This window comes from Pseudomonas sp. S2_A02, from assembly GCF_054668495.1.
On record NZ_CP162776.1, the window covers coordinates 3,899,870 to 3,925,620 of the forward strand.

The window sequence follows — 25,751 nt, forward strand, 5'->3', positions numbered from 1 at the left end:
AGCTAATCATGCGTGAATTGATTCGTTTGATTTCGAGCGCCGGTACTGGTCACTTTTACACTACCGACAAGAACAAGCGCACTACTCCGGACAAAATCGAGATCAAGAAATTTGATCCGGTTGTTCGTAAGCACGTGATCTACAAAGAAGGCAAAATCAAGTAATTGATTTTTCCCTCTTACGAAAAAAGGCCCGTATCGCGAGATACGGGCCTTTTTTTTGTTGCCTGTGGGTTTTGTGTTGTCTGTCAGGGCCTCATCGCGGGCAAGCCACGCGCCCACAGGTTTTGTGATTGACACAGATCCCTGTGGGAGCGGGCTTGCTCGCGAAGGGGCCGGCCCAAACAGCACAAATCCTCAAGCCTTCTGTTCAAACACCACATAGATCTTGCGGCACGGCTCCAGCACTTCCCAGGTGCCTTTGAAACCGGCCGGGATCACGAAGCGATCGCCCACGCGCAAAGTCTTGGCGTTGCCATCGTTGTCGCGCAGTACTGAAACCCCCTGAACGATTTCGCAGTATTCGTGCTCGGTATAGTTCACTAGCCACTGGCCGACTTCGCCTTCCCAGACACCTGTACTCATCTGGCCGCACGGGCTGTTGTAGTGGTTGTACACCGCTTGCTCGGGGTCGCCCTTGAGGACTTTCGCCGGGTCTGGCCGATAGCGATCAGGCTGGGTGTTGGCCTGGCTGAAATCGACGATGTCTTGGATGTTCATTCTTGTAATTCCCCATGATTGCGGCGCGAGTGGCTGGATAGAAGTCTATGTTTATTAAAATGAACACTTCAAGACCGTTTACCGACCTTGTGTCAAATATATTGAAACAATTACGGCCGCTGGTTTAGGGTGACGGTTGTCCAGGCCGAAAGGTAGGCTGGCCGGGCAGCATTCCTGACAGCACCCGCATAGAACGCGGGGCACTCGTATTCAATAAGAGGAGGACACTCGTATGACCACCCTGACTCGTGCCGACTGGGAACAACGGGCTCGCGATCTGAAGATCGAAGGCCGCGCCTACATCAATGGCGAATACACCGATGCCGTCTCTGGCGATACCTTTGAGTGCATCAGCCCGGTCGATGGCCGCCTGCTGGGCAAGATTGCCAGTTGTGATGCCGCCGACGCCCAGCGTGCCGTGGACAATGCCCGCGCCACTTTCAATTCCGGCGCTTGGTCGCGCCTGGCGCCGACCAAACGCAAAGCCACCATGATTCGTTTCGCCGGCCTGCTGAAACAGCACGCCGAAGAGCTGGCCCTGCTCGAAACCCTGGACATGGGCAAGCCGATCAGCGATTCCCTGTACATCGACGTTCCCGGCGCGGCGCAAGCCCTGAGCTGGAGCGGTGAAGCCATCGACAAGATCTACGACGAAGTCGCCGCCACCCCACACGATCTGCTGGGTCTGGTCACTCGCGAGCCGGTCGGTGTGGTCGGCGCCATCGTGCCGTGGAACTTTCCTTTGATGATGGCCTGCTGGAAACTGGGGCCTGCGCTGTCCACCGGTAACTCGGTGATTCTCAAGCCATCGGAAAAATCGCCGCTCACCGCCATCCGCATCGCCGAACTGGCCGTCGAGGCCGGCATTCCCAAAGGCGTGCTGAACGTGCTGCCAGGTTACGGTCACACTATCGGCAAGGCCCTGGCCCTGCACAACGACGTCGACACCTTGGTGTTTACCGGTTCGACCAGGACCGCCAAGCAACTGCTGATCTACTCCGGCGAATCGAACATGAAGCGCGTCTGGCTGGAAGCTGGCGGCAAGAGCCCGAACATCGTGTTCGCTGATGCGCCGGACTTGCAAGCCGCCGCCGAAGCCGCCGCCGGTGCGATCGCCTTCAACCAGGGCGAAGTCTGCACCGCTGGCTCGCGCCTGCTAGTCGAGCGTTCGATCAAGGACAAATTCCTGCCGCTGGTGATCGAGGCTCTGAAAACCTGGAAGCCGGGCAACCCACTGGACCCGGCAACCAATGTCGGTGCGCTGGTGGACACCCAGCAGATGAACACTGTGTTGTCCTACATCGAATCCGGTCACATCGATGGCGCCAAACTGGTGGCTGGCGGCAAGCGCATTCTTCAGGAAACCGGTGGCACTTACATCGAGCCGACGATTTTCGATGGCGTGAGCAACGCGATGAAAATTGCTCAGGAAGAAATCTTCGGTCCGGTGTTGTCGGTCATTACCTTCGACAGCGCTGAAGAAGCCATCCAGATCGCCAACGACACGCCTTACGGTCTGGCCGCAGCAGTCTGGACCGCCGACATCTCCAAGGCTCACCTGACCGCCAAGGCTTTGCGTGCCGGTAGCGTGTGGGTCAATCAGTACGACGGCGGCGACATGACCGCACCGTTCGGTGGATTCAAACAGTCCGGCAACGGTCGCGACAAGTCGTTGCATGCGTTCGACAAGTACACCGAGCTGAAGGCGACCTGGATCAAGTTGTAATGTGTAGCGGGCCCCGGTTCATATCGAGGCCCGACGCAACATAGATCCCTCGTGGGAGCGAGCCTGCTCGCGATAGCGGTATGACAGTCGACGTCAAGGTTGAATGTTGCTCCGTCATCGCGAGCAGGCTCGCTCCCACAGTGTTTTGTGTTGCACATAAAGTATCCACAGGAGCGTGGAACATGCGTTGGGCGACGTATTTCGCCGTTTTGGCGTCTGTCTTGAGTGTCGGCCTGGCCTTGGGGGTCAGCATGCCGTTGGTATCGCTGCGTCTGGAAGGCTGGGGTTATGGCTCGTTCGCAATCGGCGTGATGGCGGCGATGCCGGCCATTGGCGTATTGCTGGGGGCGAAAATCTCCAGCCACCTCGCAGCCCGTCTTGGCACGGCCAATTTGATGCGCCTTTGCCTGTGGGCTGGGGCGGTGTCCATCGGTTTGCTGGCAGTGTGGCCGAGCTACCCGGTTTGGCTGGTACTGCGGTTGATGATTGGGGTGATCCTGACCCTCGTCTTCATCCTCGGCGAAAGCTGGATCAACCAGCTAGTGGTCGAGCAATGGCGTGGTCGACTGGTGGCACTGTATGGCAGTAGCTATGCGCTGAGTCAGCTGGCCGGGCCGTTACTGTTGGGGGCATTGGGCACCGAGCACGATTACGGCTTCTGGGTTGGCGTCGGTTTGCTGATGATGTCGCCGCTTCTGCTGTTGGGCCGCAGCGGCGCACCCACCAGCGAAGCCTGCAGCGTAACCCTCGCAGACTTGTTGACCTTCTGCCGTGGCTTGCCGGCGATTGCCTGGGCGGTATCGCTGTTCGCGGCGTTCGAAGCGATGATCCTGACTTTGCTGCCGGTCTATTGCCTGCGTCAGGGCTTCACCACGGAAATCGCCTTGGCGATGGTCAGCACGGTGGTGGTGGGTGATGCCTTGCTGCAATTGCCGATTGGCGCGCTGGCCGATCGCTTGTCGCGGCGTACGTTGTTCACTGGCTGTGCGCTGCTCTTGTTGCTGTCGAGCCTGGCGATTCCGTTGCTGATCGACACGCTACTGATCTGGCCGCTGTGGGTGTTGTTTGGCGCCAGTGCCGGCGGTTTGTTCACCTTGTCGCTGATCCTGATCGGCGAGCGTTATCGCGACGATGCGCTGGTGCGGGCTAATGCCCACATCGCGCAGCTCTGGGGCATTGGTTGCCTGATTGGGCCATTGGCGGCGGGTGCCGGCAGCCAATGGATCAGCGGGCATGCCTTGCCGTTGCTGATGGCGGCGGGTGCATTGGGGCTGGTGATTCTAGTGTCGCGGCAAGGGGCGTTTGGCACGGTTGCCGAACCGGCCTGAACGCCACAGGGCCGGTCTACAACATCCGCTCCAGGCCGACCACGCTGCCGAGCCATGAATTGAATCGCCGCCACCAACCCCCTGGTTCTTTGGTCAATGTGTGCTGTTTGCCGTCATCTTCGGTGACCCAGACGATTTGACCCTTTTCCAGTCGGGCCTGATAGCTGAGTGCAGGCGCCATACCCTCCAGTGCCAGTTCTCGAACCCGTCCGGCGAGCTGCGGGTTGTCCACCAGCACCCCGACTTCGGTGTTCCACAGGACCGAGCGCGGGTCGAAATTGAACGAGCCGATGAATGCTTTCTGTTGGTCGAAAATCATCGCCTTGCTATGCAAGCTGGAGTCGGAGCTACGGTAACTGCTCCCGCTGTGAAACAGTCTCGGTCCACTGCCGCTGCCGCCGTTATCGCCGGGCTGGCGGCGTAATTCGAACAGCTGCACACCATGTTCCAGCAAGGCTTTGCGATAAGGCGCATAACCACCGTGTGTGACCGGTACATCGGTGGCTTCCAGTGAATTGGTCAGCAAACTCACAGAAACGCCGGCATCGGCGCGACCGGTCAGGTAAACCAGCCCCGGTTGAGCGGGCACAATGTAGGCCGAGACCATGATCAGCTCCTTGCTGACCCCATTGAGTTCGGGCGCCAACTGGGTGGTCAGCAGCAAGTGCGGATCCGGCTCGCCGTCGGCCAGTACTTTGCTCGGTGCATCCCACAACGCCTGGTTCCAGGCCCAGATCAGCTCCCGGCGCCAGACATCCAGGCGCGGTTGAGTGGTGTAAGCCATCAACTGTTGATAAAGCGCGTGATTCTGTTTGCGCGTTTCTTCGAGGGACTCATCCAGTCGAGTCCGGGTGTTTTTTAGATCCCTGGCGGTCGGCTTGGTCGAGAGAAACTGCTCGATCGGCTTGCTCAGAGCGCTGTTCCAGTACTCGTCGAAGCTATGCCCCAGCTGCTCTGCGACCGGGCCGACACTGAGCATATCGATGTCGGTGAAATTCATTTTTGGCTCGGCATCGAAATACTCGTCCCCCAGGTTGCGCCCGCCAACGATCGCCGCGCTGTTATCCGCCACCCACAGTTTGTTGTGCATGCGCCGATGTTGCTGCGACAGGTTGAACAGCCGGCCCATGGTTCGCGTAACAACGGTGCTGCGGCCCAGGTGCAGCGGATTGAACACGCGGATCTGAATCTTCGGATGGGCGGCGAGGGTGGCGATGATCCGGTCCAGGCCATCACTGGTGGTGTCGTCGAGCAGAATCCGCACCCGCACGCCGCGGTCGGCGGCATTGAGCAGCTCCCTCACCAGTATTCGTGTGCTGATGCCGTCGTGGACGATGTAGTACTGCAGATCGAGGCTGCTTTGGGCGTTGCGAATCAGCTCGGCGCGGGCGGTGAAGGCCTCGGCGCTGTCAGAGAGCAAGCGAAAGCCCGATTGGCCCTGATGGGGGGCAGCCTGGGCCTGGATCGAACGGCCGAACGCCGAGTCTGCTGCCGGTAGGGCCTGACTCGGCTCACGAGGGACGTCGAGCGTCGCGCAGCCACCCAGGAACGAGGCGAGTAACAGAAGAGCAAGCAGGGGCTGTCTGATTCTCACGGAGCATGTTCCGTTGGCGGCCTTGTTAGTTATATGGACGCCGGATCCCGAAGAAAGGTCAGTCGGTTTCCGCCAGCAGTTTGATCGCCGCCGCACCGACCTTGCGCACTGCTTCTTCGATCTGCGGGGTTGTTTTGGCAGCGTAGTTCATCCGCAGGCAATTGCGGTATTTGCCCGAGGCGGAAAAGATACTGCCGACAGCAATCTGTACGCCTTGATCATGTAGCGCCCGATTGAGTTTCAGGGTATCGAAGCCCTCCGGCAGTTCGACCCACAGCATGAAGCTGCCTTGCGGACGGCTGGCCCGGGTGCCAGCGGGGAAGTAGCGGGTCACCCAGTCGATCATCGCGTCGCGATTGCGCTGGTATTGCGTGCGCATCTTGCGCAAATGCGGTTCGAAGTGCCCGGCCTTGAGAAATTCGGCAATCGCAATTTGCGGTTGCGGCGCCGTGGAGCCGGTGCTGATGTATTTCATGTGCAGCACCCGTTCCAGATAACGGCCCGGTGCGACCCAACCAATGCGCAGGCCTGGTGCCAAAGTCTTGGAAAAAGAACTGCAGAGCAGGACGCGGCCGTCTTCGTCGAATGATTTGATCGTGCGCGGGCGCGGGTAGGTGTAGGCCAGTTCGCCATACACATCGTCCTCGATAATCGCCACGTCGAAACGCTGTGCGAGTGTCAACAGCGCACGTTTGCGCGCCTCCGGCATGATGTAGCCCAGCGGGTTGTTGCAGTTGGGGGTCAACTGTATGGCTTTGATCGGCCATTGCTCCAATGCCAGTTCCAAAGCATCGAGGCTGATGCCGGTGAGCGGGTCGGTGGGGATTTCCAGGGCTTTCATGCCCAGGCCCTTGAGCGTCTGCATGGCGCCGTGAAAGCTCGGCGAATCTACGGCGACGATGTCACCCGGCTCGCAGATGGCGCGGATGCTGGTGGACAGTGCTTCGTGGCAACCGGTAGTGATCACCAGATCGTTGGCGCTCAACTGGCAACCGGAGTCGAGCATCAGGCGAGCGATCTGCTCGCGCAATTCGAGGGTGCCGTAGATGTTGTCGTAATACAGGCCGGGCATGTCCTGCCGACGGCTGATTCGCGCCAGGTTGCGCAGCAGCGGTTTCATGGTCGGCGTGGTGATGTCCGGCATGCCGCGACCCAGTTGCACGACGTCCTTGCGCGGTACGGCGCGGATCAGTTCCAGCACTTGATCCCACTGCGAAATATCCACCGGTCGTTGGGCTGGTCGGCCAACCACGGGCAGCTCCGGCAGCTCGCGACTCACCGGTACGAAGTAGCCGGACTTGGGTTTGGGCATCGCCAGACCAACGTCTTCCAGCACTCGATAGGCCTGCTGCACCGTGCTCAGGCTGACCCCATGTTCGACACTCAGCGCCCGCACCGAGGGCAACCGGTCGCCGGGACGATAGAAGCCCTGTTCGATACGAGTGCCGAGCAATTCGGCGAGGTTAACGTAAAGGGTCATGGCGCAGTCTCGGTGTGGGTGATTCGGTTAACCAGCACAGATGGGGCAAAAATATGTGATTCAGAGGCTGAAACGGAAAATCTGTATGGAGTTAATACACCATCGTTGAATCTGTAATGCTTTTCGCCGTCCGCGCATCATGAAAGCTCTGGCTACCCAAGTAAACAGGAGCAATGAAAATGAACGGCTTGAGCGATGTGCGGCTGACGTTACACAGTCAGGAACTGGCGGCAGGGCAAAACAACGGCGCACGCGAGGCGGTCATGCGCAACGCACCGTCCTGCCTGGGTCGCTGGGGCCTGTTCTGGCATCGTCTGCACACGCGCAAGGTGTTGCTGGAATTGACGGCGGAACAGCTCAGGGATGTCGGATTGAGTCAGGAGCAGGCGCGGGAGGAGGGGCTTAAACCGTTCTGGCGGATCTGAGTTTTGTGGTGTTCTTTAAATCGATTCGCGAGCAAGCCCGCTCCCACATTTGATCGTTGTCGAACACAAAATCTGTGTTCGCTAAAAATCAAATGTGGGAGCGGGCTTGCTCGCGAAGGCGTCGACACAGACGCCGAAAATCTTTCAGACCAACTCCTTCATCCGATGCCACAACATCCCCAACGCCAGCAACGGCGAACGCAAATGTTTGCCACCCGGGAAGGTGACATGCGGCACCTTGGCAAACAGATCGAACCCTCCACTCTGCTGACCACTGATGGCTTCAGCCAACAATTTCCCCGCCAGATGCGTGGCGTTCACCCCATGACCGGAATAAGCCTGGGCGTAATACACATTCGGCTGCTCCTTGAGTCGTCCGATCTGCGGCAGGCGATTGGCGCCGATGCCGATCATCCCGCCCCATTGATAGTCGATTTTCACCCCGGCCAGTTGCGGGAACACCGCCAGCATCTTCGGTCGCATATACGCGGCGATGTCTTTCGGATCGCGTCCTGAATAATGGCAGGCACCGCCGAACAGCAAGCGTCGGTCGGCCGAGAGTCGGTAGTAATCCAGCGCCACCCGTTGATCGCAGACCGCCATGTTTTGTGGCAGCAGCGCGTGGGCCAGTTCTTCGCTCAAAGGTTCGGTGGCGATGATGTAACTGCCAGCGGGCAGCACCTTGCCGCCGAGTTGCGGATTGAGATCGTTGAGGTAGGCGTTGCAACCCAGCACCAGCGTCTTCGCGCGAACCGTGCCCTGGGCGGTGTGGACCTTGACCTCGGGGCCGTAATCGATGCGGGTTACCGCCGATTGTTCGAACAGCTTCGCGCCCAATTGCCCGGCGGCAGCCGCTTCGCCGAGTGCCAGGTTCAAGGGGTGCAGATGCCCGGAGCCCATGTCGATCAAGCCGCCGACATAGCGGTTGGAACCGACCACGCTGTGCATTTCATTGGCTTGCAGCAGACGGGTTTCGTAACGGTAACCGAGGCTGCGCAACTCGATGGCTTCTTCGGCAAAGCCTTCCAGCTCGTGAGCCTTGTTGGCGAGGTCGCAGTAACCCCAAGTCAGGTCGCAAGGGATCTGAAAACGCTCGATCCGCTGCCGGACGATTTCCACCGCTTCCAGGCCCATCAGTTTCATCTGGCGCACACCATCGACACCGATCACGTTGGCGAACTGATCGAGGCCATGGCCGACGCCGCGAATCAATTGCCCGCCATTGCGTCCGCTGGCGCCCCAACCGATCTTGTGCGCTTCCAGCAGCACCACGCTGAAGCCACGTTCGGCCAATTCAAGCGCGGTGTTCAGCCCGGAGAACCCGCCGCCCACCACACACACGTCCGCAACCAGCTCACCTGTGAGCACCGCAAGATCGGGTTGCGGCAAACTGCTGGCGGCGTAATAAGAGGCCGCGTGTTGATGGCTCGGGGCGGGTTGCTGAACGGGGGCGTTCATGTGCGTCATCCTGAGTTCGTGTGTTTGAAAAAGTTGACGGAGCATAAGCCGCCGCTTCGGACACGGGCAACACCGGTCGGTTGGCGCTGTCTAGATCAGGTTTTTTGCGTCAGAATCCCAGTCTATTCCGCATTCGGTCACCGCTTCGATGAGTTGCAACAGCCAGAAAATTCGCACGCTGCGCCAGCAGATTCCCTCTTTCGAGTGCGTGCCCGGCTGCCATGACTGCTGTGGGCCGGTGACCACCTCGCCCGAAGAAATGTCCCGCCTGCCGCGCAAGACCCGGGCGGAGCAAGATGCGGCGATGGATGAGCTCAACTGCGTCCATCTGGGCCCCAACGGCTGCACGGTATATGACGAACGACCGCTGATCTGTCGGCTGTTCGGTACCACCAAGACGTTGCCGTGCCCCAACGGGCGGCGACCGGTGGAGCTGATCCATCCGCGGGTCGAGAAGCAGATTCATGAGTACATGGCTTCGACGCGGCAGGTGTTGGTTTAAAGCCGCGTTACTTCAACCGGGACCGAGTCGCATCAATCGCGAGCAGGCTCGCTCCCACAAGGACACCGCTGTACCTGTGGGAGCGAGCCTGCTCGCGATAGCGGTCGCTCAGGCAGCCCTTCCCTTGTGGCTGAGCCCTCAATCCGGAATCGGCAGGTTCAAGCTCTCTTTCACTTCTTCCATCACGATATAGCTCTTGGATTCGCGCACATGCGGCAGCTTGAGCAGGATGTCGCCCAGCAGTTTGCGGTACGAGGCCATCTCGGAAATCCGTGCTTTCACCAGGTAATCGAAATCCCCTGACACCAAATGGCATTCCAGTACGTGGGGCAGTTTCAGCACCGCGCGTCGGAACTCTTCGAAAGTATCGCCGGATTTGTAGTCGAGGCTGATCTCGACGAACACCAGCAAGCTACCCTTGAGGTGCTGCGGATTCAGGCGGGCGTTGTAGCCCATGATGATCCCTTCGCGCTCCAGTCGCCGTACTCGCTCGGTGCAGGGCGTGGTGGAGAGGCCGACCTTTTCCCCCAGCTCGGTGAAGGAAATGCGCCCGTCCGCTTGCAGGATCCGCAGGATGTTGCGGTCGATCTTGTCCAGCTCACGTTTGGTCTGAGTATTGGTCCGCATAGGGGATGCTCCTCCGTGAAAAGGGTTTTTGCCGAGAATTGTCGCCAAATATAGGCACTTATATAGTGAAAAGCACTGGCTAATCTTTTTTAAACTGCCCACATCTTCGGTCTGCACAATAAACGTCAGCGGTAAGCCGCGATGAGGGATATGAAAATGCGCGTTCTGGTCTTGGGTAGCGGCGTCATCGGTACCGCCAGTGCCTATTATCTGGCACGGGCCGGCTTTGAGGTGACGGTGGTTGACCGTCAGCCCGCGGCGGCCATGGAAACCAGTTTCGCCAACGCCGGGCAGGTTTCGCCGGGTTATGCCTCGCCGTGGGCCGCGCCGGGCGTGCCGCTCAAAGCCATCAAGTGGTTGTTGCAGCGTCACGCACCGCTGGCGATCAAGGCTACTGCCGACATCGACCAATACCTGTGGATGGCGCAGATGCTGCGCAACTGCACCGCCAGCCGTTACGCGGTGAACAAGGAGCGCATGGTGCGCCTGTCCGAATACAGCCGCGACTGCCTCGACGAATTGCGCGCCGAAACCGGCATTGCCTACGAAGGCCGCAGCTTGGGGACTACCCAGCTGTTCCGCACCCAGGCGCAGCTTGATGGCGCCGCCAAAGACATCGCCGTGCTGCAAGAGTCCGGCGTGCCGTTCGAACTGCTCGACCGCGCCGGTATTGCCCGGGTCGAACCGGCCCTGGCCAGTGTCACCGACATCCTCGCGGGTGCCTTGCGTCTGCCGAACGACCAGACCGGCGACTGCCAGATCTTCACCACCCGCCTGGCCGAAATGGCCACGAAGCTGGGTGTGGAATTCCGTTTCGGCCAGGACATTCAGCGCCTCGACTTCGCCGGTGATCGCATCAACGGCGTGTGGATCGACGGCAAGCTGGAAACCGCCGACCGCTACGTGCTGGCGCTGGGCAGCTACTCGCCGCAATTGCTCAAGCCGTTGGGCATCCGGGCTCCGGTGTATCCGCTCAAGGGTTACTCGCTGACCGTGCCGATCATCAACCCGGCGATGGCCCCGACCTCGACCATTCTCGACGAGACCTACAAGGTCGCGATCACCCGTTTCGACAACCGCATTCGCGTCGGCGGCATGGCGGAAATTGCCGGTTTTGACCTGTCATTGAACCCGCGTCGACGCGAAACCCTGGAGATGATCGTCAACGACCTTTATCCTCAGGGCGGCGATCTGCCCCAGGCGAGCTTCTGGACCGGCCTGCGTCCGACCACTCCGGACGGCACCCCGATTGTTGGCGCCACACCGTTCAAAAACCTGTTTCTGAATACGGGCCACGGTACGCTCGGGTGGACCATGGCTTGTGGTTCCGGTCGTTTGCTGGCTGACCTGATGGCGAAGAAAACGCCGCAGATCAGTGCCGAAGGCCTTGATATTTCCCGTTATGGCAACAAACTTCAGGAGTCCGCAAAACATGTCAATCCAGCGCCAGCTCACCAATGAGCGCATGAGCCAGATCGTTGTCCACAACAGTACGGTGTATCTGGCAGGGCAGGTCGGCGATGACATGAGCGCCGGGATTGAACAGCAGACCCGTGAAACCCTCGCCAACATCGAGCGTTTGCTGGATCTGGCCGGGACCGACAAGAGCCGTCTGCTGTCGGTGACGATTTACCTGAAAGACATCGACGCGCACTTCGAAGGCATGAATTCGGTGTGGGACCAGTGGCTGCCAAAAGGCGTTGCCCCGGCCCGCGCTACCGTTGAGTCGAAGCTGTGCGAACCGCAAATCCTGGTCGAGCTGTCGGTTGTCGCCGCGCTGCCATAACGCTCGGCCAGAAAGATCCCTCTCCCGGTGCTGTTGGCGGTTCACGCTGTCAGCCAGTGCCGGTTTTTTATTCCAATGACCGACTAGAAGTCTGCCGCCATGCGTCCAGCCCGTGCCCTGATCGACCTTCAAGCCCTGCGCCACAACTACCGGATCGCCCGTGAAGTCACGGGGGCCAAGGCCCTCGCGGTGATCAAGGCCGATGCCTATGGCCATGGCGCGGTACGCTGCGCCCAGGCACTGGAAGCCGAGGCGGACGGGTTTGCTGTGGCGTGCATCGAAGAGGCGTTGGAGCTGCGTGCCGCGGGCATTCGTGCGCCGGTGTTGTTGCTCGAAGGCTTTTTCGAAGCCGATGAGCTGTCGCTGATCGTCGAGCATGACTTCTGGTGCGTGGTGCATTCGCTGTGGCAGCTCGAAGCCATCGAAAAAGCCGCGCTGAGCAAACCGATCACGGTCTGGCTCAAGCTCGACTCGGGCATGCATCGGGTTGGTTTGCACCCGGCGGATTACCAGGCAGCCTACCAACGGCTGCTGGCCAGCGGCAAAGTGGCGAAGATCGTGCTGATGAGTCACTTCGCCCGCGCCGATGAGCTGCACTGCCAGACCAGCGCCGAGCAGGTTGCGGTGTTCGAGGCGGCGCGTCAGGGGTTGTCGGCCGAAATCAGTCTGCGTAACTCGCCGGCGGTGCTCGGTTGGCCGCAGATTCCGAGCGATTGGGTGCGTCCAGGCATCATGCTCTACGGCGCGACGCCTTTCGAAGAGGCCAATGCCGTGGCGTCCCGCCTGCAACCGGTGATGACCCTGGAATCGAAAGTGATTTGCGTGCGTGAACTGCCGGCCGGCGAGCCGATTGGCTACGGCGCGAAATTCGTCACCCCCAAGCCAATGCGCGTTGGCGTGGTGGCGATGGGGTATGCCGACGGCTATCCACGTCAGGCGCCGACCGGTACGCCCGTAATGGTCGCCGGGCAGCGCAGCCAGTTGATTGGCCGCGTGTCGATGGACATGCTCTGCGTCGACCTGACCGATGTGCCGCAAGCCGGCCTTGGTTCGCCCGTCGAGTTGTGGGGTAAAAATATCCTCGCCAGTGACGTTGCGACGGCCGCGGGCACGATTCCTTACCAGATCTTCTGCAACCTGCGTCGGGTGCCGCTGCTCTATTCCGGGGCCTGACGAATAATGCTCCCGACCGAAAGTCGCTTCGCCAAACAGGATTCAGGCCCAAGTGTTGTAAATACTGAACGCTGTCGCCATGATAACGCTCAATATTCCTGCAACCTGAATCCCTGGAGGCTCCAGCATTGGACGTCGGTGAACGACTGCAATCGATCCGTAAGCTCAAAGGTCTTTCCCAGCGTGAGCTCGCCAAACGCGCGGGTGTAACCAACAGCACCATTTCGATGATCGAGAAGAACAGCGTCAGCCCCTCGATCAGTTCGCTGAGGAAGGTACTGGGCGGGATTCCCATGTCCATGGTCGAGTTCTTTTCCGAAGAAATCCTGCAGGAAAAACCGACTCAGATCGTCTACAAGGCCCACGAGCTGATCGATATTTCCGATGGGGCAGTGACCATGAAACTGGTCGGTCGGGCTCACCCGAGCCGGGCTATCGCGTTCCTCAACGAAATTTACCCGCCTGGCGCCGACACCGGTGACGAGATGCTCACCCATGAGGGCGAGGAAACCGGAATTCTGGTGGAAGGTCGGCTGGAGCTGGTGGTCGGGCTCGAAACATTTGTGCTCGAGGCCGGCGATAGCTACTACTTTGAAAGTACCAAGCCGCACCGCTTCCGTAATCCGTTCGATGCTCCGGCGCGACTAATCAGCGCAGCTACCCCGGCGAATTTCTAAGAGAAGAGGCGTCCTGCCCGGATTGTGGAGACGCCCATGCTGTATTTCCGCCCACGATAAAACCCCTTCGACTTTGGGGTTGTTTCAGTGTGACGGGCTTACCGCTATACTTGCGCCCGCCTGCGAACCGTGGCCGTGGGCGTGACTAGCCACCATTGAGGGTGAACGCGTGAATCTAATTATGAAAATGCTGGCTGTACCAGCAACCGTATTGGCCCTTTGGGCAGTCAGCGCACAAGCAGCGACCAACGACGATATTGCTAAACGTCTTGAACCCGTCGGCCAGGTTTGTGTGCAGGGCAAAGAGTGCAAGGGGATGGAAGTCGCTGCCTCTGCTGGTGGCGGTGGTGGTGCCAAGACCCCTGACGAAGTGATTGCGAAACATTGCAACGCTTGCCACGGTACCGGCCTGTTGGGCGCACCGAAAATTGGTGATGCTGCAGCCTGGGGCGAGCGCGCCAAGAAAGAAGGCGGCCTGGATGGCTTGCTGGCGAAAGCAATCTCCGGCCTCAACGCGATGCCGCCAAAAGGCACCTGCGCCGATTGCGCCGACGCCGAGCTCAAAGGCGCCATCCAGAAGATGTCCGGCCTGAAGTAAGCCCGGTCTTCAACGAAAAGCCGCTTACGAGCGGCTTTTTTGTGCCTGCGATTTACCCCTGAGGCTATGCTTTGCAGCAAAGACCCGGCAAGCTCGGTCCAACCCCAATTCATGGAACGGGCGGGAGGATCAGATGGTGCAGTTGTGTTCTATCGAGCAGGCGGTCGATGACGTTCTGGCGCGGTTGTCGGCGCATATCCACATGGGATTGCCGCTGGGGCTGGGCAAGCCCAATCACTTCGTCAACGCGCTGTATCAACGGATCGCGCAACTGCCCGAGCGGCAACTGACGATTTACACCGCTCTGTGCCTCGGCCGCCCGCCATTGGGCGATGGCTTGCAAAAGCGCTTCCTCGAACCCTTCATCGAGCGGGTGTTCGGCGATTATCCGGAGCTGGATTTCCTCGCCGACCTGCATCGCGACAGCCTGCCAGCCAACATCCACATTCATCAATTTTTCATGCAACCAGGCAGCCTGCTTAACAGCGCGTCGGCCCAGCAGGATTACGTCAGCAGCAATTACAGCCACGCCGCCCGGGACATCAATGCCGCTGGCTTGAACCTGGTCGCGCAACTGGTTGCCAGCCACAGCGAGCATCCCGATCGCCTGAGCCTGAGCTGCAACCCGGACATCACCCTCGATCTGTTGCCGATGATCGCCAAACGCCGGGCGGCGGGGGAAACGATCATGCTGGTGGGGCAGGTACACAACGATTTGCCGTACATGCCTGGCGATGCGGAAATCGGCATCGACAACTTCGACCTGCTGATCGACGCGAAGGACGAAACCACACTGTTTTCCACGCCGAACATGCCGGTGGGCTTTCAGGATCATTTCATCGGGCTGCACGCCAGTACGTTGGTGCGTGATGGCGGCACTTTGCAGATTGGTATTGGCGCCATGGGTGATGCCCTGACGGCAGCGTTGCTGGCGCGGCAGGCTGACAGTGATGGTTACAAGGCGTTGTTGGCGGATCTGAATCTCAGCCAGTGGGCGCAGTTGATTGAGCGTGAAGGAGGCATCGAACCGTTCGCCAAGGGCCTTTACGGTTGCAGCGAAATGTTCGTCAACGGCTTGCTGGTATTAGCGGACGCCGGGATCGTGCGGCGCAAGGTCTACCCGGACGTGCCGACCCAACAGCAGGCGAATGCCGGAACACTGGACGAGGCCGCGCAGACTGACGGCATCTCGGTGCATGGTGGATTTTTCCTCGGGCCGCGCAGTTTCTATGAACGCCTGCGGGAGATGCCCCAAGGCAAACGGCTCGAATTCAACATGACCCGCATCAGCTACATCAACGAGCTCTACGGTCAGGAGGAACTCAAACGCTTGCAGCGCCTCGATGCGCGCTTCATCAATACTGTCTTCACCATGACCTTGCTCGGCGCCGGCGTGGCCGATCAACTCGAAGATGGGCGGGTGCTCAGCGGCGTCGGCGGGCAATACAACTTCGTCGTCCAGGGCCATGCGCTGGAAGGCGCGCGTTCGATCCTGCTGCTGCGCAGTTGGCGCGAGTCGGGCGGTGAAGTCAGTTCGAATATCGTCTGGGAATACGGTCACTGCACGATCCCACGGCATCTGCGGGACATCGTCGTCACCGAGTACGGCATCGCCGATTTGCGGGGCAAGACCGATGCGGCGGTGATCGAGGCGTTGCTGAACATCAGCGACTCACGCTTCCAACCGGGGCTGATCGAGCAAGCGCAGAGCGTTGGTAAATTGCCGAAGCATTTTCGCCTCGATCCGCGTTTCGCCGACAACAGCCCACAGTGGTTGCAGGCCATTCAAGCGCGGCATTTGAATCTGTTTCCGGAATATCCGCTGGGCTGTGATTTCACCGCTGAGGAACGGGACTTATTGCGGGCGCTGAACTGGCTGAAGAGCAAATTCAAGCTCACGGAGATTCTGGAGTTGGGCAAGGCTGCGCTGGATGCACCAGAGCCTTCGGAATTTCCGGTGCATCTGGAAAGGATGCAGCTGACGAAACCGGAGGGTTTGAAAGAGGATTTGTTTCAGCGGCTGTTGCTCACCGGCCTCAAAGCCACCGCTTTGTAACGGCCAGCGGAGACCAAATGTGGGAGCGGGCTTGCTCGCGAATGCGGTGTGTCAGTCAAAGTTGATGTCGACTGACACACCGCATTCGCGAGCAAGCCCGCTCCCACACTGGTTTTGCGGTGTGGCGGTTTATTCGATGAAGGTTACAACGCCGTCCTTCAGCGACTGCACCCGCGCCAACGATTCAACGCGATAACCCTGAGCATCCAGTTCCGCACGCCCTCCCTGAAACGACTTCTCGATCACAATACCCAAGCCGGCCACGGTCGCGCCGGCCTGTTTGATGATCGAGATCAGCGCTTGCGAGGCCTTACCGTTGGCCAAAAAGTCGTCGATGATCAGCACGCGGTCGCTGCTAGTCAGGTGGCGTGGGGAGATCGCCACGGTACTTTCGGTCTGCTTGGTGAACGAGTAAACGGTCGCCGACAGCAGGTTTTCAGTCAGGGTCAGGGACTGATGCTTACGGGCAAAAATCACCGGCACGCCAAGGTTCAGGCCGGTCATGATCGCCGGAGCAATGCCCGAGGCTTCGATGGTGACAATCTTGGTGATGCCCGAGTCCTTGAACAGCGTGGCGAATTCGTCGCCGATCAGTTTCATCAGGGCCGGGTCGATCTGGTGGTTCAGAAAGGCGTCGACTTTCAGAACCTGGTCGGAAAGCACGATGCCTTCTTCGCGAATTTTCTTGTGCAGTGCTTCCATGAAGCGTTCCTCTTTTGGCGCCTTGTGGCCCCTAAACTCTTATAAAAGTGCTCGATTCTAGCGCTTTAACATCGCGCGTATATCCGCCAATGCGGTATTACCGCGAACCGCTTTGACTTCAACAGGAGTGTCGTCGTTGCCTTCCCAAGCCAAGTCGTCCGGCGGAAGTTCATCGAGGAAACGGCTAGGCGCGCAGTCGATGATCTCGCCGTATTGCTTACGCTTGGCGGCGAAGGTGAACGCCAACGTCTGACGCGCTCGGGTAATCCCGACGTAGGCCAGGCGACGTTCCTCTTCAATGGTGTCGGCTTCGATGCTGGAGCGGTGCGGGAGGATTTCCTCTTCCATGCCCATGATGAACACGTAGGGGAATTCCAGACCCTTGGAGGCGTGCAAGGTCATCATCTGCACGCCTTCGGCGCCGTCTTCCTCTTCCTGTTGACGCTCCAGCATGTCGCGCAGAACGAGTTTGCCGATAGCGTCTTCAACGGTCATCTCGCCTTCTTCGTCTTTCTCCAGCGTGTTCTTCAACGCCTCGATCAGGAACCAGACGTTACCCATGCGGTAATCGGCGGCCTTGTCGCTGGAACTGTTGGTGCGCAGCCAGTTCTCGTAGTCGATGTCCATGACCATGCTGCGCAGGGCGGAGATCGGGTCTTCGCCGGCGCACTGCTCGCGGACCTTGTCCATGAAACGCTTGAAGCGCGACAGGCGATCGGTGAATCGCGTGTCCAGATGCTCGCCCAAACCGATTTCGTCGGTGGCGGCGTACATCGAGATTTTTCGCTCGGTGGCGTAGTTGCCCAGCTTCTCCAGCGTGGTCGAACCGATCTCCCGGCGTGGGACGTTGATCACCCGCAGGAAGGCGTTGTCGTCGTCCGGGTTCACGATCAGCCGGAAGTAGGCCATCAGGTCTTTCACTTCCTGACGTCCGAAAAAGCTGTTGCCGCCGGACAGGCGATACGGAATCTGGTGGTGCTGCAGCTTCAGCTCGATCAGCTTGGCCTGGTAGTTGCCGCGATACAGGATCGCAAAATCGCTGTATGGCCGATCCGTGCGCAGGTGCAGGGTCAGCAGTTCGACGGCCACGCGCTCCGCTTCGGCGTCTTCGTTGCGGCAACGGATCACGCGGATTTCGTCACCGTGGCCCATCTCACTCCACAGCTGCTTTTCGAACTCGTGCGGGTTGTTTGAGATCAGCACGTTCGCGCAACGCAGGATGCGGCTGGTGGAGCGGTAGTTTTGCTCGAGCATGACCACTTTCAGGGACGGGTAATCGTCCTTGAGCAGCATCAGGTTTTCCGGACGGGCGCCGCGCCAGGCGTAGATCGACTGGTCGTCGTCGCCCACCACGGTGAACTGGTTGCGTTTGCCGATCAGCAGTTTCACCAGCAAATACTGGCTGGCGTTGGTGTCCTGGTATTCGTCCACCAACAGGTAGCGGACCTTGTTCTGCCATTTTTCCAGGATATCGTCGTGTTCCTGGAACAGTTTTACCGGCAGCAGGATCAGGTCGTCGAAGTCCACCGCGTTGAACGCCTTGAGCGTGCGCTGGTAGTGGGTGTAGACGATGGCGGCGGTCTGTTCCTTGGGATTGCGCGCGTTTTCCAGGGCTTCGGGTGGCAGGATCAGGTCGTTTTTCCACGAGCCGATCATGTTCTTGATCTCGTCGACGCCGTCGTCGCCCGAGTATTCCTTCTGCATGATGTCGGTCATCAGGGCTTTGACGTCGGTCTCGTCGAAGATCGAGAAGCCCGGTTTGTAGCCCAGCCGCACGTGTTCCTTGCGGATGATGTTCAGGCCCAGATTGTGGAAGGTGCAGACCGTCAGGCCGCGGCCTTCGCCGCCCTTGAGCAGCGTGCCGACCCGCTCCTTCATCTCCCGCGCGGCCTTGTTGGTAAAGGTCATGGCGACGATGTACTGGGCGCGGATGCCGCAACTCTGGATCAGATGCGCAATTTTGCGGGTGATCACGCTGGTCTTGCCGGAGCCTGCGCCGGCGAGCACCAAAAGAGGGCCGCCGACGTAGTTCACGGCTTCTTGCTGCCGGGGATTGAGTCGGGACATACGAAGTCAGGGAGTCATTAGCGAAATGGGCCGGCATTTTAACAGGCTCAGCGAATTGTGCTGCTCTCTCCGACTTGTGACGCAACACGCTATCTCTATTTGCCGGTTTTGATACTTTCACGCAGGATGCGCAGTGAATTTGCGTCTAATGTTCGTATTCAATACGCCAAAGTCGTGTTTGATAACCGATGTCATTTTGTCATTGGTTATCTGCGCGGCATAATGCCCGCCGCCTACATCTTTGCAGAGTCTAGGGAGCTAGCTTGTCTACGCCTGTCGAACCCTTGCGTTTGCTGCTACTGGCCGAAGAGCCGGCGTGGGCAGCGTTGTTGCGCGAGTGTCTGGCTCCGATGGGGAGTTCGGCTGTGCTGCTCAGCGCGCCGAGCTGGGAGTCGGTCAGCAACCTGTTCGATGACAACCGCAGCGCGGTGTTGTTGACGATTCCTGCTCTCCAGCCAGCACCCGGCCGTTGCAACCTGCCGACCGTGTTGCTGCTCGAACACGAGCCGCTGGCGCCGCCCGACGGTGTGAGCGACTGGCTGGTGCGCAATCTGCTGGATCCCGGCATGTTGCGCCGCTGCCTGCGCCATGTGCGTGAGCGCGGCGTGCTGGAAAACACTTTGCAGCGCCTGGCCGAGCAGGACCCGTTGACCGGTATCGCCAACCGTCAGGGCTTCCAGACCTTGCTGGCGGCGCGCCTGGCCGAAAACGACGGTCGCGGCCTGGCCCTCGGTCACCTCGATCTCGACAACTTTCGACACGCCAACGACGCCCTCGGCCACCAGGCCGGCGATCGGTTGATCCTGCAAGTGGTCTCGCGGCTGAAAAGCCAGCTCGAGGCCAGCGATCAACTGGCGCGGCTGGGCAGCGATGAATTCGCCCTGCTGATCGACACCCGCCGCGCCCCTCAGCGCGCCGAATGGATGGCCGAACGCATTACCGAAGCCCTGTCCGAACCCTATTGGGTCGACGGCGAAAGCCTGTTGATCGGTTCCAGCCTCGGCATCGCCCACGCACGAGCGCAGGCCGGCGCAGACCCGTTGATGTGGCATGCGCACATCGCCATGCAGCAGGCCAAGAGCACTCAGGGCTGCACTTTTCACATCTTCAACGAACGGATCAATCGCAATGCCCGCAGCATCGCCGACCTCGAAAGCGAGCTGCGCCGGGCCTTGCGCCGCGATGAGCTGGAGCTGCATTACCAGCCGCGCCTGAACCTTGAGGACGGCCAGATCGTCGGCCTCGAAGCGTTGGTGCGCTGGCGTCATGGCGAACGCGGCTTGCTGCCCCCCAGCGAATTCGTGCCGTTGGCCGAGCAAAGTGGCTTGATCGTGCCGTTGGGTTACTGGGTGATTTCCCGGGCCCTGCGAGACATGCAGGCGTTGCGCGAACGGGGTTTGCCAGCGCTGCACATGGCAATCAACCTGTCGTTCCGGCAGTTTCAGGACAGCCAATTGCTGTCGACCCTGAGCCGGCTGATTGCCGAGCGAGGCGTCGAGGCGCAATGGCTGGAATTCGAACTGACCGAAACCGCGGTGATGCGTCGCAGTGATCTGGTCAAGCAGACCATGGACGCCCTCGGGCGTTTGGGCGTGCGCTTCTCGCTGGATGATTTCGGCACCGGGTTCTCTTCATTCGTGCACCTCAACAGCCTGCCGATTGCATTGTTGAAGGTCGACAAGAGCTTTGTCGGCGGCATGGAAGAACGGGAAGAGAATCGCAAACTGGTCCACGCGATGATCAACCTGGCGCACAACCTCAACCTCGAAGTGGTCGCCGAAGGGGTGGAAACACAGGCACAGCTGGATTTATTGCGCGGATTTGGTTGCGATCAGGTGCAGGGGTATCTGATCAGCAAGCCGTTGCCATTGGCGGAACTGGTTGAGTATTTGACCTTCGGCAGCAGCCCGCAGCACGTACTGGAAGTCGTGGTTTAAACACGGACAAATGTGGGAGCGGGCTTGCTCGCGAAAGCGGTGTATCAGTCAACGTAGATGTCGACTGACACACCGCTTTCGCGAGCAAGCCCGCTCCCACAGGGGGTCTTAATCTGGCTGGGCGACCTGGAAGTTCGCCCCTGACGACGGCTCGCGCCGAATCATCCGCTTCATCTTCCACTCAAACGCCAACGTCAGGCTCACCGCCGCACACGCCAGACCCAGCGCCAGACCCCACCAGACCCCCGTTGGCCCCCAGTTCAAATGGAAGGCCATCCACCAGGCGGCCGGTGCGCCGATCAGCCAATAGCAACCCAAACCCACCAGGAATGTGGTCTTGGCATCCTTGAGCCCGCGGATGCAGCCCATGGCGATGGTTTGCGTGCCGTCGAACAGCTCGAACCACGCCGCCACCGCCAACAGGCTCACGGCCAGGTTGATGACTTCGCGGAACGCCGGGTCGTTGTGGTCCAGGAACAAGCCGATCAACTGATGGGGCAGCAGCCAGAAGACCATCGCGAAGCCAAGCATTGCCGCAGCCCCGAAGGCGATCCCGACACGTCCGGCCAGCCGTGCATCGAGCAATTGCCCGGCACCGTAATGCTGGCCGATGCGCATGGTGATCGCGTAAGAAAGCCCCGCCGGAATCATGAACGCCACCGAGACGATTTGCAGGGCGATCTGGTGCGCCGCCAGTTGCGTACTGCCCATGGTGCCCATGCACAGCGCAGCGAAGGCAAACAGGCCGACTTCCACCGCATAGGTGCCGCCAATCGGCAGGCCCAGGCGCCACAATTCCTTCAAGTATTGACGATTGGGCCGCGACAGGCCCTGACGCAGTGGATACGCGTCGTAAGCCGGATGCCGACGAATGTGCAGCGCGATCGCCAACGCCATGAGGTTGGCAACGATCGCCGTGACGATGCCGATGCCCACCAGGCCCATTTTTGGTAGGCCGAACATGCCGGTGATCAACGCATAGTTGAGCAGGAAGTTGGCCACGGTGCCGGCGAGGCTGATGACCATCACCGGTGTCGCCCGGCCGATGGCGCTGGTGAAGCCGCGCAGCGCCATGAAGCTCAGGTAGCCGGGCAGGGCGAACGGCAGGATCAACAGAAACTGGCCAGCCGCCTGAACGTTGGTTTCGGTCTGACCGAACAGCAGCAACACCGGTTTCAGGTTCCACAGCAGCAAACCTGCCACCAGCGCCATCAACCATGCCAGCCACAACCCGGCCTGGGTCAGCCGCGCCGCGCCAATGATATCGCCCGCGCCCTGACGAATCGCCACCAGGGTGCCGACGGCGGCGATCACGCCGATGCAGAAAATCGACACGAATGAATACGTCGCCGCGCCCAGGCCGCCGCCGGCCAGTGCTTCGGGGCTCAGGCGCGCCATCATCAACGTGTCGGTGAGGACCATCAACATGTGCGCCAACTGCGAGGCAATCAACGGCCCCGCCAGCCGCAGGATGGCCCAGAGTTCAATACGCGCTGGATGCTGCATGATCATCACGCTCGATTGTCAGAGAGAACAGGAAGCGTCGATTCTCGGCGCTCTGCGGGGTTTTCACAAAGGGATAAAAAGGATGGGTGGCATGATTAAAACTCATGCGAGAGAGTTTCTGATAAGTTGAAGCAATCACGCTGTAGGAGCTTTCCTGATGTCTCGTCGTCTTCCTCCCTTGTATGCCCTTCGAGCATTCGAAGCGGCAGCGCGGCATAGCTCGTTTACCCGCGCCGCCGAAGAACTGTCGATCACGCAAAGTGCGGTCAGCCGGCACATTCGTACGCTCGAAGAGCATTTCGCCTGCCGGCTGTTTCATCGCAGCGGGCGAAACCTGCAACTGACTGAATCGGCGCGGCTGATCCTGCCCGGCATTCGCGAAGGCTTCACCGCCCTTGAGCGGGCCTGCAATACCTTGCGCGCCGAGGACGACATCCTGCGCATGAAGGCCCCGTCGACCCTGACCATGCGTTGGCTGTTGGCGCGGCTCAGCCGTTTTCGGCACCTGCGACCGGGGAACGAGGTGCAATTGACCAGCGCCTGGATGGACATCGATTCGGTGGACTTCAACCATGAGCCCTTCGACTGCGCCGTCATTCTCAGCAACGGGCATTTTCCACCGGACTGGGAGACGACTTTGCTGTTCCCCGAAGAGCTGATTCCGGTGGGCGCGCCGAATCTTCTGAAGGATCAACCGTGGGACGTTGCGCGCCTGGCCAGTACCGAGCTGCTGCACCCAACGCCGGACCGCCGTGACTGGCGCAACTGGCTGGAACGCATGGGCCTGACCGATCAAGTCTCGCTCAAGGGCGGGCAGGTGTTCGACACGCTGGAACTGGGCATGATCGCCGCTGCCCGAGGTTACGGCGTGTCCATGGGCGATTTGCTGATGGTGGCGGAGGATGTTGCGCAGGGACGTCTGAGTTTGCCGTGGCCGACGGCCGTCGCCAGTGGTGAGAATTATTACCTGGTCTGGCCGAAAACCCGCCCCGGCGGTGAGCGTTTGCGCCGCCTCAGCGATTTCCTGCAAGGCGAGGTCCGGGCCATGGAATTACCGGAGGTCGAACGCCTGGGCTGAATCGATGGAGCCGCCGCAATGGCGGCCTTGAGCCATATCCCCGTTAATTACTCAAGTATTCAGCTTTGCCGCCGAAAATCTGCTGATGGAACCTTCGTGCAGGTTCCATGTTTTCCCCACAATCAGAAATTTTGCCGAGTGTGCGATGGGATCAGAATGATCCGGCCACTGGGTCAGGAGCTGCCATGTCTCAACCTCGTGCTCGGATTGCCTCACAGCTGGGTCTTGCGCTTGCCGTGATTCTGGCGATTGTCATCAGCGGCAGTACGGTATTCGCCCTGCGCTCGCTTGACTCGGCCAACCTCGCCACACGTGAAGAACACCTGGCCAGCGAGGCCCGCTTGCTTGCCGATCAGTTGAGCACCTTTCACGGCACCTTGCGTGAAAGTACCCAGCGCCTGGCCGGTCTGTTCGAGAAGCGCTTCAGCGCCGGTTTGAGCGTGCATCCGGATGAGCCGGCGACTGTGGCGGGTGTGCAGACTCCGGGCCTGCACCTGGGCAGCGAGGTGTTGAACAATAACTTCGCGGAAGTCGACGAGTTCAAGCAGATGACCGCAGGCGTCGCGACCGTGTTCGTGCGCAGTGGTGAGGAGTTCATTCGGGTCAGCACGAATGTCACCAAACAAGATGGCAGTCGTGCCATTGGCACTCTGCTCGACCACGCGAACCCGGCTTACGCCCGTTTAATGGCGGGGCAGAGCTACGTGGGTCGAGCGTTGCTTTTCGAACGCTTCTACATGTCGCAGTACACCCCCGTACGTGACAGCAGCGGTAAGATCATTGCTGTGCTGTACGTAGGATTCGATTACACCGACGCGCAGAACGCGCAGTTCGCCAACCTCAAACGCTTCCGCATCGGCCAGACCGGTTCTCTGGCGTTGCTGGATGAACAAGGCAAATGGCTGGTGCCGATTGCCGGTGTACAAGCGCCGGATCAAGCGGTCCCGAGCATTGTCGGTCTGGCCAAGACGCCGGGCAAAGGCGACTTCTGGAACGACAAGTCGCAAGACTTTTACAGTGTTGCCGTGCCGTTCGAAGGCGGGCCGTGGTCGGTGGTGGCGAGCATGCCGAAAACCGAAATCCGCGCCGTGACCTGGAGCGTCGGCATTCAATTGGCGATCGGCAGTCTGCTGGCGATGCTGCTGGCGGTCGGTGCGGCGGTCTGGTTGCTGCGCAGCAAACTGGCGCCACTGGGTGATCTGGTACGTCAGGCCGAGGCCTTGGGTGCTGGTGATTTGAGTGTTCGCCTGAACGTATCGAGCAATGACGAAATCGGCCAACTTGCCCGCGCCTTCAACCAGATGAGTCAGGCCCTGTCGACCATGGTCGAGCACATCCGTAAAGCCTCGGGAGAGGTCAACAGCCGTGCCCAGGCGTTGTCCGGTCTGTCCGGTGGTGCCTATGAAGGGATGGAACAACAGTCCGGCGAAATCACCAGCATGGCCGGCGCCGTAGAAGAATTCAGCGCCACCTCGCTGAACATCGCCGACAACATGGGCAACACCCAGCGTCTGGCGCAGGAAAACGCACAGCAAACTCAGATCGGTCGTACGTCGATGGACGAAGCGTCCTCATCTCTGGAGCAAATCGCCGGTGCGCTGAACAGCACCGCGACGGTGATCAATACCTTGGGGCAGCGTTCCCAGGAAATCGGCGGCATTGTCGGGGTGATTACCGCGATCGCCGAACAAACCAACTTGCTGGCGCTCAACGCCGCCATCGAAGCCGCCCGCGCAGGTGAGCAGGGCCGTGGGTTTGCGGTGGTGGCCGATGAGGTGCGCAACCTGGCTTCACGTACCCGCCAGGCCACTGACGAAATTTCCGGAATGATTCAAAGCATCCAGCAGGAAACCGGCAACGCCATCAGCACCATGGAGCAAGGCAACGTGTTGATGCAGGAAGGCCTGTCGCGCAACGCCAACGTCGCCTCGGCGCTGGCACGGATCGACGAGCAAAGCCGCTCGGCCGGTCAGCAATTCGCTGCGATTACCACGGCGACCCAGGAACAAAGCAGCACCGCGACCTTGCTCAGTAGCAATCTGCAAAGCATCGCTTTGGCGAACAGTGAGCAGCGCGAAGTGGTGTCGAACCTGGCGGTGACTGCCAAAGAGCTGGAGAAGCTGGCGGCGGATTTGCGGCATGAGGTTGACCGGTTTCGTTGAGTCGCCTCTGAAATTGCCTTCGCGAGCAAGCCCGCTCCCACAGTAGATCTGCGGCGAACACAGTATCTGTGAACACCCGAGATCAAATGTGGGAGCGGGCTTGCTCGCGAAGGGATCGACTCTATGCCCAAATCTGCGGATCAATTCCTG

At 59.9% G+C, this 25,751-nt stretch carries 22 protein-coding genes; 14 read left to right on the forward strand and 8 right to left on the reverse strand.

What is annotated here, in order from left to right; all coding sequences use genetic code 11:
• Positions 1 to 8: 8 nt before the first annotated feature.
• Complete coding sequence (gene rpmG, locus AB4O41_RS17740) at positions 9 to 164, forward strand: 50S ribosomal protein L33 (protein ID WP_007894709.1); 156 nt, start codon at positions 9 to 11, stop codon at positions 162 to 164.
• Between the two features lie 192 nt (positions 165 to 356).
• Here rpmG and AB4O41_RS17745 read toward each other — a convergent pair whose 3' ends face one another.
• Complete coding sequence (locus tag AB4O41_RS17745; RefSeq protein WP_460144114.1) at positions 357 to 719, reverse strand: cupin domain-containing protein; 363 nt, start codon at positions 717 to 719, stop codon at positions 357 to 359.
• A gap of 232 nt (positions 720 to 951) precedes the next feature.
• Between AB4O41_RS17745 and AB4O41_RS17750 the strand changes: the two genes are divergently transcribed.
• Positions 952 to 2,445, forward strand: coding sequence for an aldehyde dehydrogenase (locus AB4O41_RS17750; RefSeq protein ID WP_460144115.1), 1,494 nt, complete (start codon positions 952 to 954; stop codon positions 2,443 to 2,445).
• A gap of 182 nt (positions 2,446 to 2,627) precedes the next feature.
• Positions 2,628 to 3,773 (forward strand): MFS transporter, encoded by a 1,146-nt coding sequence (locus AB4O41_RS17755; protein ID WP_460144116.1) that lies wholly within the window; start codon positions 2,628 to 2,630, stop codon positions 3,771 to 3,773.
• A 16-nt stretch (positions 3,774 to 3,789) separates the two neighbouring features.
• On the opposite strand, the gene AB4O41_RS17760 is transcribed toward AB4O41_RS17755, so the two are convergent.
• On the reverse strand, positions 3,790 to 5,367 hold the full coding sequence (locus tag AB4O41_RS17760) for a phospholipase D family protein (RefSeq protein WP_460144117.1): 1,578 nt from the start codon (positions 5,365 to 5,367) through the stop codon (positions 3,790 to 3,792).
• Between the two features lie 58 nt (positions 5,368 to 5,425).
• Complete coding sequence (locus tag AB4O41_RS17765) at positions 5,426 to 6,847, reverse strand: aminotransferase-like domain-containing protein (RefSeq protein ID WP_460144118.1); 1,422 nt, start codon at positions 6,845 to 6,847, stop codon at positions 5,426 to 5,428.
• Positions 6,848 to 7,026: 179 nt separating this feature from the next.
• On the opposite strand from AB4O41_RS17765, the gene AB4O41_RS17770 reads away from it, so the two are divergent.
• Positions 7,027 to 7,272, forward strand: coding sequence for a DUF1127 domain-containing protein (locus AB4O41_RS17770; RefSeq protein ID WP_460144119.1), 246 nt, complete (start codon positions 7,027 to 7,029; stop codon positions 7,270 to 7,272).
• A gap of 144 nt (positions 7,273 to 7,416) precedes the next feature.
• Here AB4O41_RS17770 and AB4O41_RS17775 read toward each other — a convergent pair whose 3' ends face one another.
• Positions 7,417 to 8,730, reverse strand: coding sequence for an NAD(P)/FAD-dependent oxidoreductase (locus tag AB4O41_RS17775; protein ID WP_460144120.1), 1,314 nt, complete (start codon positions 8,728 to 8,730; stop codon positions 7,417 to 7,419).
• 148 nt (positions 8,731 to 8,878) lie between these two features.
• Between AB4O41_RS17775 and AB4O41_RS17780 the strand changes: the two genes are divergently transcribed.
• Entirely contained in the window at positions 8,879 to 9,232 is a 354-nt protein-coding gene (locus tag AB4O41_RS17780; protein ID WP_007894729.1) for a YkgJ family cysteine cluster protein, read from the forward strand.
• 138 nt (positions 9,233 to 9,370) lie between these two features.
• Here AB4O41_RS17780 and AB4O41_RS17785 read toward each other — a convergent pair whose 3' ends face one another.
• Positions 9,371 to 9,859: an Lrp/AsnC ligand binding domain-containing protein gene (locus AB4O41_RS17785; protein WP_003206849.1), complete on the reverse strand. Its 489-nt coding sequence runs from the start codon at positions 9,857 to 9,859 to the stop codon at positions 9,371 to 9,373.
• 156 nt (positions 9,860 to 10,015) lie between these two features.
• Here AB4O41_RS17785 and dadA point away from each other — a divergent pair, with 156 nt between their 5' ends.
• The 6 genes from dadA (at position 10,016) to AB4O41_RS17815 (ending at position 16,149) form a co-directional block, all read left to right on the forward strand.
• Complete coding sequence (gene dadA / locus AB4O41_RS17790; RefSeq protein WP_217856857.1) at positions 10,016 to 11,320, forward strand: D-amino acid dehydrogenase; 1,305 nt, start codon at positions 10,016 to 10,018, stop codon at positions 11,318 to 11,320.
• On the forward strand, positions 11,292 to 11,645 hold the full coding sequence (locus AB4O41_RS17795; protein WP_030132425.1) for a RidA family protein: 354 nt from the start codon (positions 11,292 to 11,294) through the stop codon (positions 11,643 to 11,645). Before dadA ends, AB4O41_RS17795 begins: the two co-directional genes overlap by 29 nt.
• Positions 11,646 to 11,744: 99 nt before the next feature.
• Positions 11,745 to 12,818: an alanine racemase gene (gene alr, locus AB4O41_RS17800; RefSeq protein WP_460144121.1), complete on the forward strand. Its 1,074-nt coding sequence runs from the start codon at positions 11,745 to 11,747 to the stop codon at positions 12,816 to 12,818.
• A 128-nt stretch (positions 12,819 to 12,946) separates the two neighbouring features.
• Positions 12,947 to 13,495 carry a cupin domain-containing protein gene (locus tag AB4O41_RS17805; protein ID WP_007894746.1) on the forward strand — a complete coding sequence of 183 codons (549 nt, stop codon included), beginning with the start codon at positions 12,947 to 12,949 and terminating at the stop codon, positions 13,493 to 13,495.
• A 181-nt stretch (positions 13,496 to 13,676) separates the two neighbouring features.
• Positions 13,677 to 14,093: a c-type cytochrome gene (locus tag AB4O41_RS17810; RefSeq protein ID WP_460144122.1), complete on the forward strand. Its 417-nt coding sequence runs from the start codon at positions 13,677 to 13,679 to the stop codon at positions 14,091 to 14,093.
• 133 nt (positions 14,094 to 14,226) lie between these two features.
• Positions 14,227 to 16,149, forward strand: coding sequence for an acetyl-CoA hydrolase/transferase C-terminal domain-containing protein (locus AB4O41_RS17815; protein WP_460144123.1), 1,923 nt, complete (start codon positions 14,227 to 14,229; stop codon positions 16,147 to 16,149).
• A gap of 129 nt (positions 16,150 to 16,278) precedes the next feature.
• Here AB4O41_RS17815 and AB4O41_RS17820 read toward each other — a convergent pair whose 3' ends face one another.
• Both AB4O41_RS17820 and rep read right to left on the reverse strand, forming a co-directional pair.
• Positions 16,279 to 16,851 (reverse strand): xanthine phosphoribosyltransferase, encoded by a 573-nt coding sequence (locus tag AB4O41_RS17820; protein ID WP_007934646.1) that lies wholly within the window; start codon positions 16,849 to 16,851, stop codon positions 16,279 to 16,281.
• Positions 16,852 to 16,908: 57 nt separating this feature from the next.
• On the reverse strand, positions 16,909 to 18,918 hold the full coding sequence (gene rep / locus AB4O41_RS17825) for a DNA helicase Rep (protein WP_123360904.1): 2,010 nt from the start codon (positions 18,916 to 18,918) through the stop codon (positions 16,909 to 16,911).
• A gap of 263 nt (positions 18,919 to 19,181) precedes the next feature.
• On the opposite strand from rep, the gene AB4O41_RS17830 reads away from it, so the two are divergent.
• Complete coding sequence (locus AB4O41_RS17830) at positions 19,182 to 20,855, forward strand: putative bifunctional diguanylate cyclase/phosphodiesterase (protein WP_460144124.1); 1,674 nt, start codon at positions 19,182 to 19,184, stop codon at positions 20,853 to 20,855.
• 108 nt (positions 20,856 to 20,963) lie between these two features.
• Here the strand turns inward: AB4O41_RS17830 and AB4O41_RS17835 are convergent, their stop codons facing one another.
• On the reverse strand, positions 20,964 to 22,361 hold the full coding sequence (locus AB4O41_RS17835; protein ID WP_460144125.1) for a NorM family multidrug efflux MATE transporter: 1,398 nt from the start codon (positions 22,359 to 22,361) through the stop codon (positions 20,964 to 20,966).
• A 157-nt stretch (positions 22,362 to 22,518) separates the two neighbouring features.
• Here AB4O41_RS17835 and AB4O41_RS17840 point away from each other — a divergent pair, with 157 nt between their 5' ends.
• Positions 22,519 to 23,439, forward strand: a complete 921-nt coding sequence (locus AB4O41_RS17840; protein WP_460144126.1) for a LysR substrate-binding domain-containing protein — start codon at positions 22,519 to 22,521, stop codon at positions 23,437 to 23,439.
• Between the two features lie 185 nt (positions 23,440 to 23,624).
• On the forward strand, positions 23,625 to 25,601 hold the full coding sequence (locus AB4O41_RS17845; protein WP_460144127.1) for a methyl-accepting chemotaxis protein: 1,977 nt from the start codon (positions 23,625 to 23,627) through the stop codon (positions 25,599 to 25,601).
• Positions 25,602 to 25,751: the final 150 nt, after the last annotated feature.

Excerpts from the sequence above, each read along its gene's own strand:
- rpmG (WP_007894709.1), top strand. The coding sequence starts at position 9 with ATGCGTGAATTGATTCGTTTGATTTCGAGCGCCGGTACTGGTCACTTT.
- AB4O41_RS17745 (WP_460144114.1), bottom strand. The coding sequence starts at position 719 with ATGAACATCCAAGACATCGTCGATTTCAGCCAGGCCAACACCCAGCCT.
- AB4O41_RS17750 (WP_460144115.1), top strand. The coding sequence starts at position 952 with ATGACCACCCTGACTCGTGCCGACTGGGAACAACGGGCTCGCGATCTG.
- AB4O41_RS17755 (WP_460144116.1), top strand. The coding sequence starts at position 2,628 with ATGCGTTGGGCGACGTATTTCGCCGTTTTGGCGTCTGTCTTGAGTGTC.
- AB4O41_RS17765 (WP_460144118.1), bottom strand. The coding sequence starts at position 6,847 with ATGACCCTTTACGTTAACCTCGCCGAATTGCTCGGCACTCGTATCGAA.
- AB4O41_RS17770 (WP_460144119.1), top strand. The coding sequence starts at position 7,027 with ATGAACGGCTTGAGCGATGTGCGGCTGACGTTACACAGTCAGGAACTG.
- AB4O41_RS17775 (WP_460144120.1), bottom strand. The coding sequence starts at position 8,730 with ATGAACGCCCCCGTTCAGCAACCCGCCCCGAGCCATCAACACGCGGCC.
- AB4O41_RS17780 (WP_007894729.1), top strand. The coding sequence starts at position 8,879 with ATGAGTTGCAACAGCCAGAAAATTCGCACGCTGCGCCAGCAGATTCCC.
- AB4O41_RS17785 (WP_003206849.1), bottom strand. The coding sequence starts at position 9,859 with ATGCGGACCAATACTCAGACCAAACGTGAGCTGGACAAGATCGACCGC.
- dadA (WP_217856857.1), top strand. The coding sequence starts at position 10,016 with ATGCGCGTTCTGGTCTTGGGTAGCGGCGTCATCGGTACCGCCAGTGCC.
- AB4O41_RS17795 (WP_030132425.1), top strand. The coding sequence starts at position 11,292 with ATGTCAATCCAGCGCCAGCTCACCAATGAGCGCATGAGCCAGATCGTT.
- alr (WP_460144121.1), top strand. The coding sequence starts at position 11,745 with ATGCGTCCAGCCCGTGCCCTGATCGACCTTCAAGCCCTGCGCCACAAC.
- AB4O41_RS17810 (WP_460144122.1), top strand. The coding sequence starts at position 13,677 with ATGAAAATGCTGGCTGTACCAGCAACCGTATTGGCCCTTTGGGCAGTC.
- AB4O41_RS17815 (WP_460144123.1), top strand. The coding sequence starts at position 14,227 with ATGGTGCAGTTGTGTTCTATCGAGCAGGCGGTCGATGACGTTCTGGCG.
- AB4O41_RS17820 (WP_007934646.1), bottom strand. The coding sequence starts at position 16,851 with ATGGAAGCACTGCACAAGAAAATTCGCGAAGAAGGCATCGTGCTTTCC.
- rep (WP_123360904.1), bottom strand. The coding sequence starts at position 18,918 with ATGTCCCGACTCAATCCCCGGCAGCAAGAAGCCGTGAACTACGTCGGC.
- AB4O41_RS17835 (WP_460144125.1), bottom strand. The coding sequence starts at position 22,361 with ATGCAGCATCCAGCGCGTATTGAACTCTGGGCCATCCTGCGGCTGGCG.
- AB4O41_RS17840 (WP_460144126.1), top strand. The coding sequence starts at position 22,519 with ATGTCTCGTCGTCTTCCTCCCTTGTATGCCCTTCGAGCATTCGAAGCG.
- AB4O41_RS17845 (WP_460144127.1), top strand. The coding sequence starts at position 23,625 with ATGTCTCAACCTCGTGCTCGGATTGCCTCACAGCTGGGTCTTGCGCTT.